Annotated in this window: 20 protein-coding genes; 17 read left to right on the top strand and 3 right to left on the bottom strand. The window is 41.5% G+C overall.

The genetic code is table 11. The annotated features are described in order from the left end of the window. The 13 genes from galU (at position 1) to G519_RS0120770 (ending at position 11,123) form a co-directional block, all read left to right on the top strand. A complete protein-coding gene (gene galU, locus G519_RS0120835; protein ID WP_029196352.1) occupies positions 1 to 876 on the top strand; it encodes a UTP--glucose-1-phosphate uridylyltransferase GalU in 876 nt (291 codons plus the stop codon). Between the two features lie 9 nt (positions 877 to 885). Then, the gene (locus G519_RS0120830; RefSeq protein ID WP_029196351.1) at positions 886 to 2,040 is read left to right on the top strand and encodes a glycosyltransferase family 4 protein; all 1,155 of its coding nucleotides are present in this window, start codon (positions 886 to 888) and stop codon (positions 2,038 to 2,040) included. Then, entirely contained in the window at positions 2,025 to 3,134 is a 1,110-nt protein-coding gene (locus G519_RS0120825; protein ID WP_029196350.1) for a glycosyltransferase family 1 protein, read from the top strand. The genes G519_RS0120830 and G519_RS0120825 overlap by 16 nt, the downstream gene beginning before the upstream one ends. A 3-nt stretch (positions 3,135 to 3,137) precedes the next feature. Beyond that, the gene (locus tag G519_RS0120820) at positions 3,138 to 4,022 is read left to right on the top strand and encodes a glycosyltransferase family 2 protein (protein ID WP_029196349.1); all 885 of its coding nucleotides are present in this window, start codon (positions 3,138 to 3,140) and stop codon (positions 4,020 to 4,022) included. Between the two features lie 21 nt (positions 4,023 to 4,043). After that, a complete protein-coding gene (locus G519_RS0120815; protein WP_029196348.1) occupies positions 4,044 to 5,117 on the top strand; it encodes an EpsG family protein in 1,074 nt (357 codons plus the stop codon). Positions 5,118 to 5,139: 22 nt separating this feature from the next. Further along, complete coding sequence (gene galE / locus G519_RS0120810) at positions 5,140 to 6,177, top strand: UDP-glucose 4-epimerase GalE (RefSeq protein ID WP_029196347.1); 1,038 nt, start codon at positions 5,140 to 5,142, stop codon at positions 6,175 to 6,177. After that, on the top strand, positions 6,174 to 7,238 hold the full coding sequence (locus tag G519_RS43865) for a glucosamine inositolphosphorylceramide transferase family protein (protein ID WP_051253548.1): 1,065 nt from the start codon (positions 6,174 to 6,176) through the stop codon (positions 7,236 to 7,238). Before galE ends, G519_RS43865 begins: the two co-directional genes overlap by 4 nt. A 13-nt stretch (positions 7,239 to 7,251) precedes the next feature. Next, positions 7,252 to 7,848 (top strand): sugar transferase, encoded by a 597-nt coding sequence (locus G519_RS0120800; RefSeq protein WP_029196346.1) that lies wholly within the window; start codon positions 7,252 to 7,254, stop codon positions 7,846 to 7,848. A 16-nt stretch (positions 7,849 to 7,864) separates the two neighbouring features. Beyond that, a complete protein-coding gene (locus G519_RS0120795; protein WP_029196345.1) occupies positions 7,865 to 8,503 on the top strand; it encodes an acetyltransferase in 639 nt (212 codons plus the stop codon). Between the two features lie 162 nt (positions 8,504 to 8,665). Continuing rightward, positions 8,666 to 9,784 carry a DegT/DnrJ/EryC1/StrS family aminotransferase gene (locus G519_RS0120790; RefSeq protein ID WP_409372020.1) on the top strand — a complete coding sequence of 373 codons (1,119 nt, stop codon included), beginning with the start codon at positions 8,666 to 8,668 and terminating at the stop codon, positions 9,782 to 9,784. A 123-nt stretch (positions 9,785 to 9,907) separates the two neighbouring features. Further along, positions 9,908 to 10,255, top strand: coding sequence for a helix-turn-helix domain-containing protein (locus G519_RS0120780; RefSeq protein WP_307720098.1), 348 nt, complete (start codon positions 9,908 to 9,910; stop codon positions 10,253 to 10,255). Further along, a complete protein-coding gene (locus G519_RS43860; RefSeq protein WP_051253547.1) occupies positions 10,242 to 10,646 on the top strand; it encodes a VanZ family protein in 405 nt (134 codons plus the stop codon). Before G519_RS0120780 ends, G519_RS43860 begins: the two co-directional genes overlap by 14 nt. A gap of 135 nt (positions 10,647 to 10,781) precedes the next feature. Continuing rightward, entirely contained in the window at positions 10,782 to 11,123 is a 342-nt protein-coding gene (locus G519_RS0120770; RefSeq protein ID WP_029196342.1) for a helix-turn-helix domain-containing protein, read from the top strand. Between the two features lie 2 nt (positions 11,124 to 11,125). On the opposite strand, the gene G519_RS43855 is transcribed toward G519_RS0120770, so the two are convergent. Then, positions 11,126 to 11,326, bottom strand: a complete 201-nt coding sequence (locus G519_RS43855; protein WP_036633525.1) for an anti-repressor SinI family protein — start codon at positions 11,324 to 11,326, stop codon at positions 11,126 to 11,128. 195 nt (positions 11,327 to 11,521) lie between these two features. Here G519_RS43855 and G519_RS0120760 point away from each other — a divergent pair, with 195 nt between their 5' ends. Further along, positions 11,522 to 12,394, top strand: a complete 873-nt coding sequence (locus G519_RS0120760) for a metallophosphoesterase (RefSeq protein ID WP_161632942.1) — start codon at positions 11,522 to 11,524, stop codon at positions 12,392 to 12,394. A gap of 39 nt (positions 12,395 to 12,433) precedes the next feature. On the opposite strand, the gene G519_RS43850 is transcribed toward G519_RS0120760, so the two are convergent. Further along, positions 12,434 to 12,835, bottom strand: a complete 402-nt coding sequence (locus G519_RS43850; RefSeq protein WP_036633523.1) for a hypothetical protein — start codon at positions 12,833 to 12,835, stop codon at positions 12,434 to 12,436. 244 nt (positions 12,836 to 13,079) lie between these two features. Here G519_RS43850 and G519_RS0120750 point away from each other — a divergent pair, with 244 nt between their 5' ends. Beyond that, positions 13,080 to 13,586 (top strand): tyrosine-type recombinase/integrase, encoded by a 507-nt coding sequence (locus G519_RS0120750; RefSeq protein WP_029196340.1) that lies wholly within the window; start codon positions 13,080 to 13,082, stop codon positions 13,584 to 13,586. A gap of 234 nt (positions 13,587 to 13,820) precedes the next feature. Here the strand turns inward: G519_RS0120750 and G519_RS0120745 are convergent, their stop codons facing one another. Beyond that, on the bottom strand, positions 13,821 to 14,189 hold the full coding sequence (locus G519_RS0120745; protein WP_029196339.1) for a helix-turn-helix domain-containing protein: 369 nt from the start codon (positions 14,187 to 14,189) through the stop codon (positions 13,821 to 13,823). A gap of 137 nt (positions 14,190 to 14,326) precedes the next feature. Here G519_RS0120745 and G519_RS0120740 point away from each other — a divergent pair, with 137 nt between their 5' ends. Both G519_RS0120740 and G519_RS0120735 read left to right on the top strand, forming a co-directional pair. Next, positions 14,327 to 14,755 (top strand): hypothetical protein, encoded by a 429-nt coding sequence (locus G519_RS0120740; RefSeq protein WP_029196338.1) that lies wholly within the window; start codon positions 14,327 to 14,329, stop codon positions 14,753 to 14,755. Positions 14,756 to 15,368: 613 nt separating this feature from the next. Continuing rightward, positions 15,369 to 15,624: transposase (locus G519_RS0120735; protein WP_029196337.1), on the top strand; the 256-nt coding region annotated here is incomplete at its 3' end.

The raw sequence follows: 15,624 nt of genomic DNA, 5'->3' as shown, positions 1-15,624 counted from the left end.
ATGAAAGTAAGAAAAGCGATTATTCCGGCGGCTGGTCTGGGGACAAGATTTCTACCTGCAACCAAGGCCATGCCCAAAGAAATGCTGCCTATTGTCGATAAACCAACCATTCAATATATCGTTGAAGAAGCCGTTGAGTCAGGCATTGAAGATATTATTATCGTGACGGGTAAAGGGAAAAGGGCCATTGAGGATCATTTCGATATTTCCTTTGAGCTTGAACAAAATTTATTGGAAAAGCAGAAGTTTGACTTATTAACTGAAGTTCAGAAGTCGTCCAAAGTTGATATTCATTATATTCGTCAGAAGGAACCCAAGGGTCTGGGACATGCCATCTGGTGTGCGCGCAATTTCATTGGGGATGAACCTTTCGCTGTGCTGCTAGGGGATGATATCGTTCGAGCGGAAAAGCCTTGTCTGAAGCAGATGATGGATCAATATGAATCTCGCCATGCTTCCGTTATTGGAGTGAAGCACGTATCCGATGAAGAGGTGTCCAGGTATGGAATTGTCGATGGAAACGAAATTGAGAAGCGTTTATATAGCATCAATCATCTAGTTGAGAAGCCCAAGAAAGAAGAAGCGCCGTCTAATCTTGCGATTATGGGCCGATATATCCTGACACCGAGGATTTTCGACATTCTCAATAATCAAGAGCCGGGAGCCGGTGGTGAAATTCAACTTACCGATGCCATTGCAGAATTAAATCGACTTGAGTCGGTATATGCCTATGAATTTGAAGGCATGCGATTCGATGTGGGCGATAAGTTAGGTTTCATACAGACAACGATTGATTATGCCCTGCAGCGCGAGGATTTAAGATACGAATTGCTGAAATACCTGTCTTCCACCTTGGAGAGAGAATTAATTAAGTAGGGGATGCAAATGCCTAAGAAAGTGCTGTTATGTGCCACAGTTGATTATCATTTTAAAGCTTTTCATGTGCCCTACATGAAATGGTTTAAAGAGCAGGGTTGGGAGGTCCATGTTGCCGCTAACGGGAATATGGATCTTCCTTATGTCGACGCGAAGTTTAACGTTCCGATTCAACGCTCACCATTTCATCGAACCAACATTAACGCCTATACGGAGCTTAAGTCAATTATTGACGAAAACAAGTATGATATCATCCACTGCCATACCCCGATGGGCGGTGTACTGGCTCGTTTAGCAGCGAGGAATGCGCGGAGAAATGGGACTAAGGTCATATATACCGCTCATGGCTTTCATTTTTGCCAAGGAGCACCCGTTCTTAATTGGTTAGTTTACTATCCCCTTGAGAAATTTCTTTCGTATTTCACGGATTGCTTGATTACCATCAATGAGGAAGACTACCAATTAGCCGTTAATCGCCGATTCAGAGCAAGTCGAATTGAGTATGTGCATGGCGTAGGCGTGAATACGGAACGGTTCAGACCTGTCCAAGAATCACATAAGCGTGAAATGAAGCAGGCAATCGGTTATGAACCCGACGATATCCTCCTATTCTATGCGGCTGAATTTAATACGAACAAGAATCAACGATTGCTTTTACAAGCTCTAGCTTCGGTCAAAGATGACGCTCCTAATGTCAAACTCCTGCTTGCTGGCGAGGGTCCAATGAAAGAACTGTGCCAAGAGCTTGCAAAGGAGATCGGTATTACAGATCGGGTTGATTTTCTGGGCTTTCGCAATGACATTGATCGCCTATTGCCGATGTGTGATATTGCCGTTGCTTCCAGTCTTCGTGAAGGGCTGCCGGTGAATATCATGGAGGCTATGGCATGTGGACTTCCCATCATCGCTAGCGAGAACAGAGGCCACAAAGAACTGGTTCATAATGACCATAATGGTTGGATCACAGCGCCTAATGATCAAGCGGCAATGGCAGAGAAGATCAAGCTATTAGCTCATAATAGGCCATTAAGAGTGAAGCTGGGTATGTTGGGTAGAGAAATGGTTGAACGAAAGTACGCCACCCAGCAGATACTAAATGAGAAAAGCACGATATATTCCCTATATATGGGCGAAAAGGTGGAGGGCATGTGGGCGATCCAATAAGAATTCTACACGTTGTAGTCAATATGAATCGAGGCGGAGCGGAAACACTCCTCATGAATTTATATCGCAATATGGATCGTTCCAAGGTTCAATTCGACTTTCTAACCAGTAAAGTAGGAGCCTATGATGCCGAGATTATAGAGATGGGTGGAATCATTCACAGAATCCCCTATGTATCGGATATTGGCCATACCAAATATATCCAAGCTTTGGATCAATTCTTTCTTACATATCCCAATTATAAAATTGTGCACGCCCATATGGATAAAATGAGTGGGTTCGTATTGCGTTCCGCCAAAAAAGCGGGAGCACCGATACGGATTGCTCACAGTCATAACACGAGCAGCGAGGGCGGGATTGCTGCCAAAATATATAAGTGGGTTGCCGGAACATTTATAGCGTCCTGTGCAACACACTTTTTGGCATGTTCGAATAAAGCAGCCCAATGGTTATTTGCAAACAAGGAAAATAAAGTCGTGATTTTAAAGAATGGGATTGAGAGTGATAAATTCGCATACTCGCCGGAGGTTAGGGAGCAAGTAAGGCGGGAGCTGAATATTCCCTCAGCTTGCTATGTCGTCGGGCATGTGGGGAGATTCGCGCATCAGAAGAATCATTCCTTCCTCATTGATATTTTCGTGCAGTTGAACCAAGAGCAGCCGGATACAGTGCTTGTTTTGGCAGGGGATGGACCGCTGCGTCCAGAGATCGAGAAGAAAGTGAAAGCTTTGCAGCTGCAAAGTAAGGTGAAGTTTCTTGGCGTGCGAAGTGATGTTACGAGACTGCTTCAAGCTTTTGATATGTTCGTATTTCCTTCGTTACATGAAGGACTGCCCGTTACGCTTATTGAAGCGCAGGGCGCTGGACTGCCTTGTCTGATTTCCGATGAAATTACCCAAGAAGTGGATATGGGCATTAATTTGGTAGAGAGATTATCGCTGGGTGACAAATTGCTTTGGGTAGATCGAATGAAAAGTGTAATCGCAAGGAAATTACCAAGGCAAATCCCCGCTTTATCCTTATCGAACAAGGGTTACGATATTAAGAACACTGCGGCATGGACAGAGGGTTTTTATTTAGGTATATCGAGGTGAATGATGAAGAAGCTTACTGTATTTACACCGACTTATAATAGAGCATATTGTCTTCACGTTTGTTATGAGAGTCTGAAGCGGCAAACTTCCAGAGATTTCATTTGGTTAATTATAGATGATGGCTCTACAGATAATACGAGTGAATTGGTAGCAGGCTGGATGGCAGAAGATGAGATCGATATCCGTTATCATCGGCAGGACAATCAAGGTATGCATGGAGCTCATAATACGGCATACAAGCTAATTGATACGGAGTTGAATGTATGTATTGACTCTGACGACTATATGCCGGATGGCGCCGTGGAACAAATAAACTCCTTTTGGGAGCTGCACGGCAGCGAACAAGTGAGTGGCATCATTGGTCTTGATGCTTTTACTGATGGCTGCATCATCGGCTCAAAGTTGCCAGAAGATCTCAAGAGCTCGACACTGTTTGAATTGTATAGTAAACATCGTGTGACCGGTGATAAGAAGCTGGTTTATCGAACTGAATTAACTAGGCAGTATCCTTATCCTATTTTCGAAAATGAAAAGTATGTTGGTTTAGCTTATAAGTACTACATGTTGGATCAGCAGTATGAAATGCTGCTCATGAATGAAGTGCTTTGCTGCGTGGAGTATTTACCGGATGGTTCCTCGATGAACATGCTTAAACAATACCACAAGAATCCGAACGGTTTTGCCTTTTACCGTAAGGAGCTTATGAAACTGCCCTTTGCCAGCTTATTCTTTAAATTCAGGCAATCGATCCACTATGTATCGAGCAGTATGACATCAGGTAATCGTAGGTTTATGCAGGAAACACCTGCCAAGCTTCTCACTTTTCTCGCTATTCCCCTTGGAGTCATGCTCTATTGGTATGTGATTAGAAAAACAAGAATCTCTTAAAGACTCGAAAGGAAATCAAATATGGTCATACTGTGGGTTAATCTGGTTGTCGTCTATATCGCATCTTTCTTTTCAAGGCATTTGGCCACACCAGTGACAATCGGCGGTGGACCTGTATGGTATAAGCCCAATAAATGGCTGGCTGCAATCGTGATGGCAACATTCGTCATGATAGCAGGACTCCGTAATAATATTGGAGATACCTTCTTTTATATGTATTCCTACACGTTAAGTGATTTTACTTGGGAAAAAGTGAAAGCTGAGAAGGATATTGGCTTCGGAATCATGCAAATGATATTGAAATCATTTACCCAGGATCCCCAGTTGTTAATATTTATTACAGCGTTAGTGACCAATGTCCTTATCGTCTATGTGTTATACAAGTATTCTAGATTGTTTGAAGTGAGTATTTATATCTACATAACATCAGGACTTTACATTGTTTCCATGAATGGAGTCAGGCAATTTTTAGCTTCAGCCATTGTATTCGCTGCTACCAAATATTTGTTTGCAGGAAGTTGGCAGAAGTATTTTCTCGTGGTTGCCTTCGCCTCTACGTTTCATGAGAGTGCCCTAATCCTTATTCCTATTTACTTTATTGTGAGAAGGAAAGCATGGACCTCATCCACTTTTGTTCTCCTATTTCTGGCGGTTATGTTGATTCTGGGATACAACGTACTTTCAGATGCCATTTTCGCAGCTATCGCGGATACGCACTATAGCGAATATAAGGAATTCCAAGAAGGCGGAGCTAACGTCATTAGGGTAGCTGTTGGAGCAGTTCCATTGATATTTGCTTATCTGGGTAGACACAAACTTAGGGAGATATTTCCCCATGGCGACTACGTCGTAAATATGTCGTTATTGAATTTTATTGTTATGGCCGTCGCTACACAAAATTGGATATTCGCAAGATTTACCATTTATTTCGGATTATACAATGTCATTCTCATGTCATGGGTTATCAGTTTATTCGTGAAAAGACAACAGAAATTTATATACTACGCGATTATAGGCTTTTATCTGATTTATTTTTACTATGAGAACGTGGTTACTTTACACATTTTTTATACAAGTGATTACTTGAAATTCTGATAAACAGTTTGGGGGTCAAATAATGGCAGTTCTCGTAACGGGTGGAGCCGGATATGTTGGCAGTCACACCTGCTTGGAGTTATTGAATGCTGGATATGAAATAGTCGTTGTGGATAACCTTTGCAACAGCAGTTCGGAATCCTTAAGGCGAGTAAACGAAGTAACGGGAAAAGATTTCAAATTCTATCAGATTGATCTATTAGATCGGCAGAGTCTTGAAGATGTCTTCAAGCAAAATAAAATTGAAGCCGTGGTTCATTTCGCTGGGCTTAAAGCAGTAGGTGAATCCGTTCGTTTACCGCTTCGTTACTACCATAATAATATCACGGGGACGCTCGTGCTTTGCGAACTTATGCAGGAGTATGCAGTAAAAAGAATGATATTCAGCTCCTCTGCTACGGTATACGGCATGTCGGAATCCGTACCGATCTCGGAGAAATCTCCACTTGGTGCAACGAACGCCTATGGGCGCACGAAGCTAATAATTGAAGAAATCATGCAGGATGTGTACGTTTCCGATCCCAATTGGAGCATCGCGATCCTGCGCTATTTTAACCCTATTGGTGCCCATAGCAGCGGAAGATTAGGCGAGGATCCGAACGGTATCCCGAATAATCTGATGCCTTTTATCACGCAGGTGGCGGTAGGGGGGTTAAAGGAACTACAGATTTATGGGAATGACTACCCGACCTTGGATGGTACAGGTGTAAGGGACTATATCCATGTAGAGGATCTAGCACGTGGACACTTGAAGGCGCTGGAGAAGGTCATGGCAACTACTGGTGTGGAAGCTTACAACCTTGGGACAGGACGAGGGTATAGCGTTATCGAAATGGTTTCTGCTTTCGAAAGAGTAACGGGCAGACGCATTCCGTATAAGATGACGGATCGAAGACCTGGGGACATCGGGATTTGTTATTCGGACCCGACTAAGGCTGAACGGGAGCTGGGATGGATCGCTGAGAAAGGCATTGAGGAGATGTGTCGGGATGCCTGGCGATGGCAATCCAATAATCCATGCGGTTATATCGAAGAGGAAGAAGTGTTGAGGACTACATGAATATTTCAGATAGCTTACATCATCATAATCATATCATTCATACCCTCCTAGTAGGTGGGATTGTGGAGGTTAAGAAATTATTCATCGTTCCTACAATAAGCCTCAAAATATTTAGAAGATTAAAAAATGTATATTCGCTATTTCTGAAAGGGATGATTGTATCCAACTGGTCGATTACCGTGTTCACCACGGATGACTTTGTATCTGAAGCTCCTCCAAGCAGCAAATTGGACACTCCCTCTTTACGTGCTGCAGATGTAACGGACGTTTCGGCAGAGTTTGTCGCTGATCCATTTATTATCCAACATAATGCTACATTCTATCTGTTCTTCGAGGTTCTAAATAAGGCTTCGGGTCGAGGGGAAATAGGTTTAGCTTCGAGTTCCGATGGAGCCGAGTGGAACTATCAACGGTTAGTGCTTCGCGAAAATTACCATTTATCCTATCCCCAAGTGTTTGCCTATGAGAATGAATACTATATGTTACCGGAGACAGCGGAAGCAAATGGTGTTCTCTTGTATAAATCACGAAATTTCCCCTATGAATGGGAAGTGGAGTGTGAGTTGTTCAGCGGTAGGTATTTAGATCCCTCTATTGTACATGTGGATGGGAAATGGTGGATATTTGCAGGTACGGATGAAGGGGATTTTCATCTTTTTTACTCCGATCAATTAATGGGATCTTGGCGCGAACATCCTCAAAGTCCGATCCTGTCAAATAACAAGATGATTAGCAGACCAGGAGGAAGACTAGTCGTTGCAAATGGAAACGTATATAGATATACACAAGCTAATTATCCACATTATGGAGATTCAGTCCGTATCTTCAAAGTCAATCAACTCTCAGAGTTTGAATACGAGGAAGAAGAGGTTTCCTGTATTTTAAAAGGCTCCGATAAAGAGAATGATTGGAGAAAAGATGGGATGCACCATATCGACCAGCTTCAGATGAATGATAACCAATGGCTAATTGCCGTAGATGGTCATTCTTTTAAGAAAATGAATTATCTGTTATGGAAGCTTGACCGTATCAAATCCCAATATTTCAGCCCAAATCAATAGGAGTAGATCATTCATGAAGCGATTTTGTGACTTGTTGGTATCCATTCCCTTATTCGTACTCTTTCTTCCGATTATCGGGATCGTTGCTGTATTGGTTAGGATAAAGTTGGGATCTCCGGTCATATTTAAGCAGCAAAGACCGGGATTACACGGGAAACCAATTAATCTTTATAAATTCAGGACCATGACGGAAGCAAGGGATCATGAGGGCAATTTATTGCCTGATTCGATCCGATTAACCCCATTTGGCATGTTTCTTAGAAAATACAGTTTAGATGAATTGTTACAATTGGTTAATGTCATCCAGGGAGATTTAAGTTTAGTTGGGCCAAGGCCCCTGTTGATGGATTATCTGCCCTTATACACCGAAGAACAGGCGAAACGACATCTAGTTCGACCCGGAATTACCGGATGGGCTCAAGTTAATGGCAGGAATAAAATCTCGTGGGAAGATAAATTTAAGCTGGATGTCTGGTATGTGGAAAATCAAAGCTTCCTGTTGGATGTCAAAATTCTAGCATTAACCTTTGTCAAAGTCGTCAGGTCGGATGGGATCAGTCACGGAAATCATGTGACCATGGAGAAGTTTTCCGGCTCAAATCTCTCATGAAAAGAGGTGAGGCAAGATGGGGCTTGTTGTTATTGGTGAAGGCGGTCACAGTAAAGTGATAAGGGAGATAATTCGTTCTAAGAGTGACTACAAGATCATAGCCATTCTGGACGATAAGTACGATGAACTTACTGTAATCAATGACATATACATAGGGCCGATTTCTTCTGCACACCTTTTATTGAACCGAATGAATCATCTTAAATTTGTTATTGCGATAGGGAATAACGAAGTTCGAAAGTTGATTGTTGCGAAGCTTGGTTTATCCAAGGAATGCTATATTTCACTCATACATGATACAGCCGTTGTAAGCACGAGTGCTTCTATAGGGGATGGAACGGTTATCATGGCGGGCACGATTGTCAATGCCGACGCAGTGATAGGCGATCATGTCATCATTAATTCAGGGGCAATCGTTGAGCACGATAGTCAACTTGGGGATTATGTCCACATTGCCCCGAGAGCCACGTTAACAGGCTCAGTTATTGCGGAAGCAGGAGCTATGATAGGTGCAGGAGCGACCATCATTCCTGGGATAAAGGTAGGCGAGTGGGCAGTAATAGGCGCCGGTGCGACGGTTATCAGTGATATCCCCTCGTATAGCACCGCTGTTGGAACTCCCGCGAGATTGATAGCAAGAGCCATGTTTGTTTAGGTGATAAAAGAGCCCATGCTTTGAAGGATGGCGATGGCGTATATCTTTGAGGCGCCGAAAGGCGTTTTTTTCGTTTTAACTATGGAAAGGGCGTGGCATTAACGTATGACTACACATAACAAAAAAATTTATCTTTCCCCTCCACACATGAGCGGGAATGAAATGAGTTATATCCAGGATGCCTTTGATACGAATTGGATCGCCCCTCTGGGACCGCATGTAGATGCATTCGAGCAAGAGATTGCTTCACATGTCGGGTCTAATGCAGCAGCAGCCGTCAGTTCAGGGACCGCGGCAATCCATCTGGCATTGCGACTGATCGGGGTCAAAGAAGGGGACAGCGTTTTCTGCTCAAGTCTCACCTTCGTGGCTAGCGCAAATCCGATTGTTTATTGTGGAGCGAGGCCGGTATTTATTGATTCTGAGCCCGAGACATGGAACATGTCACCCAGGGCATTGGAAATCGCTTTGCAAGATGCTGCTCTAGAAGGAAAATTGCCTAAAGCCGTTATAGTTGTCAATCTATATGGCCAAAGTGCAAAAATGGACGAAATCATGTCGTTATGTGAATCCTACGATGTTCCCATTATTGAGGACGCAGCCGAATCACTGGGTTCTATGTATAAAGGACGAGCAAGTGGGACTTTCGGAAAATACGGTGTGTATTCATTCAATGGGAATAAGATTATATCGACTTCAGGCGGAGGAATGCTGGTTTCCGATGATATAGAGGGATTAAAGCAAGCTCGGTTTCTCGCTACACAAGCACGGGATCAAGCCGTCCATTACCAACATAGTCAATTGGGATTCAATTATCGAATGAGCAATGTATTGGCTGGAATAGGCAGAGCACAGCTTGAGGTGTTGGAAGAGCGAGTCAATGCCAGAAGAGCGGTATTTAACCGTTATGATGAAGCCTTATCACATATGCCTGGCATTCAATTCATGCCGGAACTAGCCAACACGCGCTCGAATCGGTGGCTCACCGTATTAACGATTGAGGAGAAAGAAGCTGGGGTAACCGCAAGGGAAGTGCTAGAAGCACTGACAGAACTAAACATCGAAGCCCGTCCAGTCTGGAAGCCGCTTCATCTGCAGCCGATTTTTGAAGGAGCGCGGTACTATCCGTATGGCAACAACGAGAGCGTGTCGGAACGATTATTTCAAACAGGAATATGCTTGCCGTCGGGATCGCAGTTGATGGAGGATGAACAACAGCGGGTGATCACTTGTATCAAGAAAACGATTATGCAAAAGATGCCATTCAAAGTAATTATTTAATAAATAGGAGGAACTAACCATGTGTGTAATTATCCATTATACCGGAAATCAAGGGGCGAATGATGTCCTGGTTAAAGGGAACTTCGAGCAAATAAATCTACCCAATTGTGTCACTGTGGAGTGATGATAACCATGATCGGTCAAAACATTTCAAGCATTCGTAAGCAAAGGGGGTATACGTTGTCCGAGCTTTCAGAGCGGACCGGTATTTCCAAATCCTATTTAAGCAACATAGAAAGAAATCTAAAACAGAACCCTTCTATTCATGTCATGGAAAAAATAGCGTTGGTTCTAAAGGTAGACTTGAAAACGCTATTAAAAATTGCCGCTGATGTAGAAACAAACCAACAGCTCGATCAAGAGTGGATGGATTTTATTTCTGATTTGAAGCAATCAGGCATTGATAAGGAACGGATCCATGAATTTAAAATTTTAATAGAGTTTATGAAGTGGAATAATGATAAAAAATAGTATGAAACTGCTGTTCTGGTGGAGTGTATTAAGTGTGTTCCTAGGAGCCATATTTATTTTCACCGCTCTTCAGACCTTTACCGGCGAGAATACCAAAGTGCAAATCCAGCAGATAACAGGAATGAATGAACATAACGCCTATGTAACTAATGCGATTATTCGCAAATCCGCCCATGTACTTATGTTTGGCTTGCTCAGTATCATAATTTATGTAGCGATTCGGAGGCGATCGATCTGGCTCGCTTGGAGTTGCACGACCTTAATGGCCGTAGTTGATGAATGGCATCAGTCCTACATACCGGGAAGGTCCGCATTAGTCGAGGATGTGCTGCTGGATTCACTAGCAGCGCTGATATTTCTTAGAATTATCGTTTATATCAGAAGACGATAAATAGTTAGTAGTAACTCAAATTGCCCCTTTTTGGGGCTTTGTCGTTCTTTATAAGAAACAAATTTGTTCGTTAGAAGAAATTCTGATATAATATCATCAAGAGCAACATAACTTCATTATAAGGGAAGATCTGATATGATTGGAAAACGTGTTCAACAATTGAGGAAAGAGAAGGGTCTGTCTCTTACAGAACTGGCGGAACGTGCAGGGGTTGCTAAATCTTATATTAGCAGCTTGGAGCGGGACATTCAGAAGAATCCTTCGATTCAGTTTCTTGAGAAAATAGCAGCTGTGCTGAAAGTACCTGTCGACAGGTTAATTGATGATCAGGAAGAAATGGCTCTTAATGACCGTGAGCTTGATCAGGAATGGTATGAGATCATTAAAGAAGCCATGACTTCTGGTGTTGATAAGCAGCAGTTTCGGGAATTTCTGGATTTCAATAAATGGAGAATGAAGCGTCCGAACGACGAATAGTTCTAGGAAGATTGTTTAATGAATCCCTTTGAGGACATGAAGCGATCGTTTTCAGTTGAAAGTGAAATTGTCGTGGGTTGGAAGGGGCTTCTTAGGAATGCGCGGATATCTTCCATCGTAAGACCCATCTTACGTGCACTCATAATAAGATTAACCCACTCCATATCAAATTCTTCGGTATCCAGCTGGTTTATCGGATTCACAAACGACCCCTCCAAATCATCTATCGCGATACAATTTGTATCTGTTGATTTATTATCGCATGTTTTTTCTGTGAAATCAATCCCGATTATATTAAAATTATACAAATTGTATCGCTGTTTAAATGGATCCCCTCGACAAAAAACACGTAATTTAGATATAGTCTCAAAACAAAGATGAGGGTAGGGAAACCTAACGTGAAGAATGATCGCATAAATCGCAGGACGTTTCTCAAGAAAAGTCTGTATGCGTTTGAATCCTTAGCCATATTAACGGGAGTTAGTGGCTTATATGGCATCTTCGGAGAGCGGTATTGGATTCAGTCGACAACGGTTCGGCTTGCTTACCGTCGTTATCCTTCATCATTTGCAGGCGTACGTATTGTCCAATTCAGTGATACGCATATTGGTAAGTATTATAGTCTGGAACAGATGAACAAAGTGGTTGATCTGCTGCAGCGGCAAGAGCCCGACATCATCTGTTTTACAGGAGATTTATTTGATTCCAAATTCGGTGAAGTGAGTGATGAGGTGATTCCGATCCTATCGCGGCTCCGAGCAGGAATGGGTAAATTTGCTGTGCTTGGTAATCATGATATGCGACTGGATGGCAATCGAGTAAGGGATGTACTCGAGCGATCTGGTTTTACCGTATTAGTCAACGAGAGCCGATCTATTAAACGTGGAAATGGACGCATAAAGGTCGTTGGAATAGATGAAATGTTCTACGGTAACCCAGATCTGCCTTTAGCCTTGCAAGGTGTACAGAGGGACGATTTCGTGCTGCTTCTTGCGCATGAGCCGGATTTCGCCGATACATCGTTGGCAAGCCAGGTCGATTTGCAGCTTTCTGGACACAGCCATGGCGGACAGATTAGGATTCCATTGTATGGGAGTATATTTACGCCGGACCTAGGACAAAAGTACCCTATTGGTTTGTACGCCTTTGAAGGTAGTGAGTTTCACGTCTACACCAACCGCGGAATAGGTACGACTTTGTTCCCGATTCGGTTCAATTGTCGACCCGAAATTACAGTCTTTGTCCTAGAAACGAAGCTGCCAAAAGCATAAACAAACTCCGTCAGCTTAAGCCAACGGAGTTTGTTTTCATCAATAGCAAAACCACTTTTTCCAAATATCAAACGAATCTTTACTATCGTTATCTTTTTCATGTTCGTTATCGTGATTATTATTATTATTATTATTGTTATTGTTATTGTTATTGTTATTATGGTTGTTATTGTTGTTGTTGTGATTATTATTGTCCTTATTCTTGTCCTTGTTGCTGTTGTTATTATTGTTGCTGTTATTATTCTGGTATGTACTTGTACTCCATAATTTACTTAGATCATTACTGGTCCCTTTATTACTTGTAAAAATTGAAAAAATCTGAGAAAAAATGCTGGATTTCTGAGAATTTCCGGAGTCATTACCTGAGGCGGAAGCATACGCAGGGTACATGATTGCACTTAAGAGTAAAATCATGCAAGAAATTCTAACGATTTTTAACACGGTACATAACCTCCCTTCCCGATAAGTTATAGCACGCAATCGTTCTTTATTAAGAATTATACAGTAAAAATTAGGTTTTGAGAACTATAAAAGGCATAGATCATTCTTTTATTTTATGATACAATATGTAACATAATATAAGTAGGAGGAATGATAGTGCAGAAATAGAAGTTTTCTAGCTGCAATAAGATACAATTCGTAACATACAAACGGAATTGATTAAAAATCATGCGAGGTGCAACTCATGCAGGTTGTTCAACCTATTAGAGAACAAGAGAAAATCGAACAGATACAAGCCGTTTTGAAAGAACAATCGATTCGAGATTGGCTTCTTTTCACCATTGGGATTAATTCGGGGCTCCATCTAAGTGATTTGTTGTGTTTGAAAGTGAGCGATGTGAAGGATCGAAGTGTAGTCAGCATTAAGGAAGAGAAAACGGGTAAGGCAAAGACGTTTCAACTTTCTCCACAGCTGAAAGCATATATTGAGGAATATATCCAATATATGGATATTGATGCTTATTTATTTCCATCCCAACGAACGGGCAATCCGATTAAAAGAATACGAGTTTATCGTATTTTAAATGAAGCAGCCAAGCAAGTTGGATTAAACGACATAGGTACACACACACTTCGAAAAACTTACGGCTATCATTATTACCTAAGAACCAAAAACGTTTCGGTCCTCAGAGATTTATTCAATCAATCGGCTCCATCAGTAACATTAAAGTATATTGGCGTGAGGGAATAGAGAGTCAAGCTAAGTTGACACTTGGTGAAAGTAGTGGCTCGAGATAGATACATATTGTATCATGACTATTAATAAGAATGTGATTCTTTTTTTAAATTAATAGCTGAGCGTTGGGAGTGGAGTTTCTTATGAAACAAGAAGAAAAGATTTCGGTGGAAATTCATCATGTTCTTCAGCAGTTAGGGATCGACCAGCAGAAGTTTCAGGATCAAGTTATGATGTCTTCCTCACAATCTACTCCAAGGAACGCTCAGCTCTTACAAAAGCGATGAATCGTTTTGCTTCCTCTGGGGTCAGTACGCGACCATCCACGGTTAATGAAAACTTTTTCAAAATGCTCTCATCCGTTAAATCGAGATGCTCTACAAACTCTCTAACATCATGATCTAGAACGGTTTGCGGCTGGTCAGTCCGGCCAAGCAAATAATCCACAGTAACATTGAAAAAATTGGCGATCTTGTTAATCGTTTCATAGTCCGGTTCACGTCGATTTGTTTCGTAGTGAGAAAGGGCTGCTCTAGATATGCCAATTTTATTGGATAGTTCTTCTTGCGTTAATCCTCTTTTTTCGCGTAAAAGGGCAATGCGATCTCCGTATTTCAGCGTGATCATTCCTCACTGTTTAATTATTCTTTAACATTATTACCACTGTTTTTCCGGCTATATACAGAGAACTATTATAGCAAAGCAGAGATTCATTGACTAGATACAAGATGTAACAAAAAGGAGGGATGAGGCAAATGGCGTTGGAGAGAAAACGTAAACTGTCCTTAGTTGTACCGCTGGATGGAAAGTTGAATATTCTTCGAATTCGAAATCAACTCATTAATAGCAAGTATGCACTAATTGAAATTATAGCACTTGAAAAGTCCCAATTCACATTTGCTAGTCCCCTATGTTTGCCAACCAACCATCAAGTCATCTACGGTTTTGAATTTTCGATTTTCGGTCAATTATTTCAAGTGAATGGTCGTATAGAATTAGAAAGCAATAACGATAATGAATATACTTATAAAGCAGTTATTAAATCTGAAGATCATGTTGATTCAGAAATGCTCTATGCCATTAATCAACTTGCGGTCACGCAGAATACGGAATATGGTAAGCTTTCTAAAAGCTACACCCCAGAACCTTCATCAGCTTTAAATACAGTTGATTTGATATGTTGAGGGGAAGATAAAGCCGCTCTGCTGTGCTAATCCGTTTGTTGCTCTCATAAGGTTAGTATAAAAACCAATGAATGTCGAATAAAAATATGCGAATGAATACATAATTTCTATATCTATACACGAGAAAATGAATTCAGCCCCTTGCAATGTTACAAAACGTATCTTATAATCAATATATATACAGAATGTAACAACATACGACATTTTGAGCACTCAAGGGGGAGGAATATCATGAATTCAGATATTGTATATTGTATTCAATGTAGTTCAATTATAGGTAGAGGTAATTCAGATCAAATATTTAAGACGGGCTTCTATCATACAACGATTCCACTTTGTCTCTGCAAAACGTGTGTTTCCACGGAGGAGAACAGGTTAAGCATAGAAATTATAAGCAGTCCCCATAAGTGCTATTCCGACTTTGCGTTGCCCTTGTCTATCTAGCCTAAGGGCGGTGTAAGTCGGTTTTTTTTGTCACTATGGTAAGCGCTTTCAAAATATGTAAAAAAAGCCTTCCTCTTACGTAAAATGGTAATATCCCCTTTAAGTAGACACTCAAAAAAAACCTTATGGTACCATAAGGAAATGAGTACAACTTGGAGGGGATATTTCTATGGCTAAAAAAGGACAAACATTTAATCAGTATACGGAGGAATTTAAGTTAGCTGCCGTTCAGGAATACATGAAGGGATCATCCAGCTATAGAAGGGTAGCTGAAAAGTTAGACATTAGAAACTGTACTCAATTGAAGGTATGGGTGAAGAAATGGCTTAACGGAGAGGCCTTTAAGGTACGATCAGAGAAGACAACTACACCTCTTACAGGACGTCCTCGCACGATTTTCAATACGGTAGAAGAAGAACGGGATT

This window comes from Paenibacillus alginolyticus DSM 5050 = NBRC 15375 (assembly GCF_000422905.1).
Taxonomy (GTDB): Bacteria; Bacillota; Bacilli; order Paenibacillales; family NBRC-103111; genus Paenibacillus_E; species Paenibacillus_E alginolyticus.
Note: the sequence above shows the minus strand (reverse complement) of the source record. Positions and strands in the feature narration are given on the sequence as shown.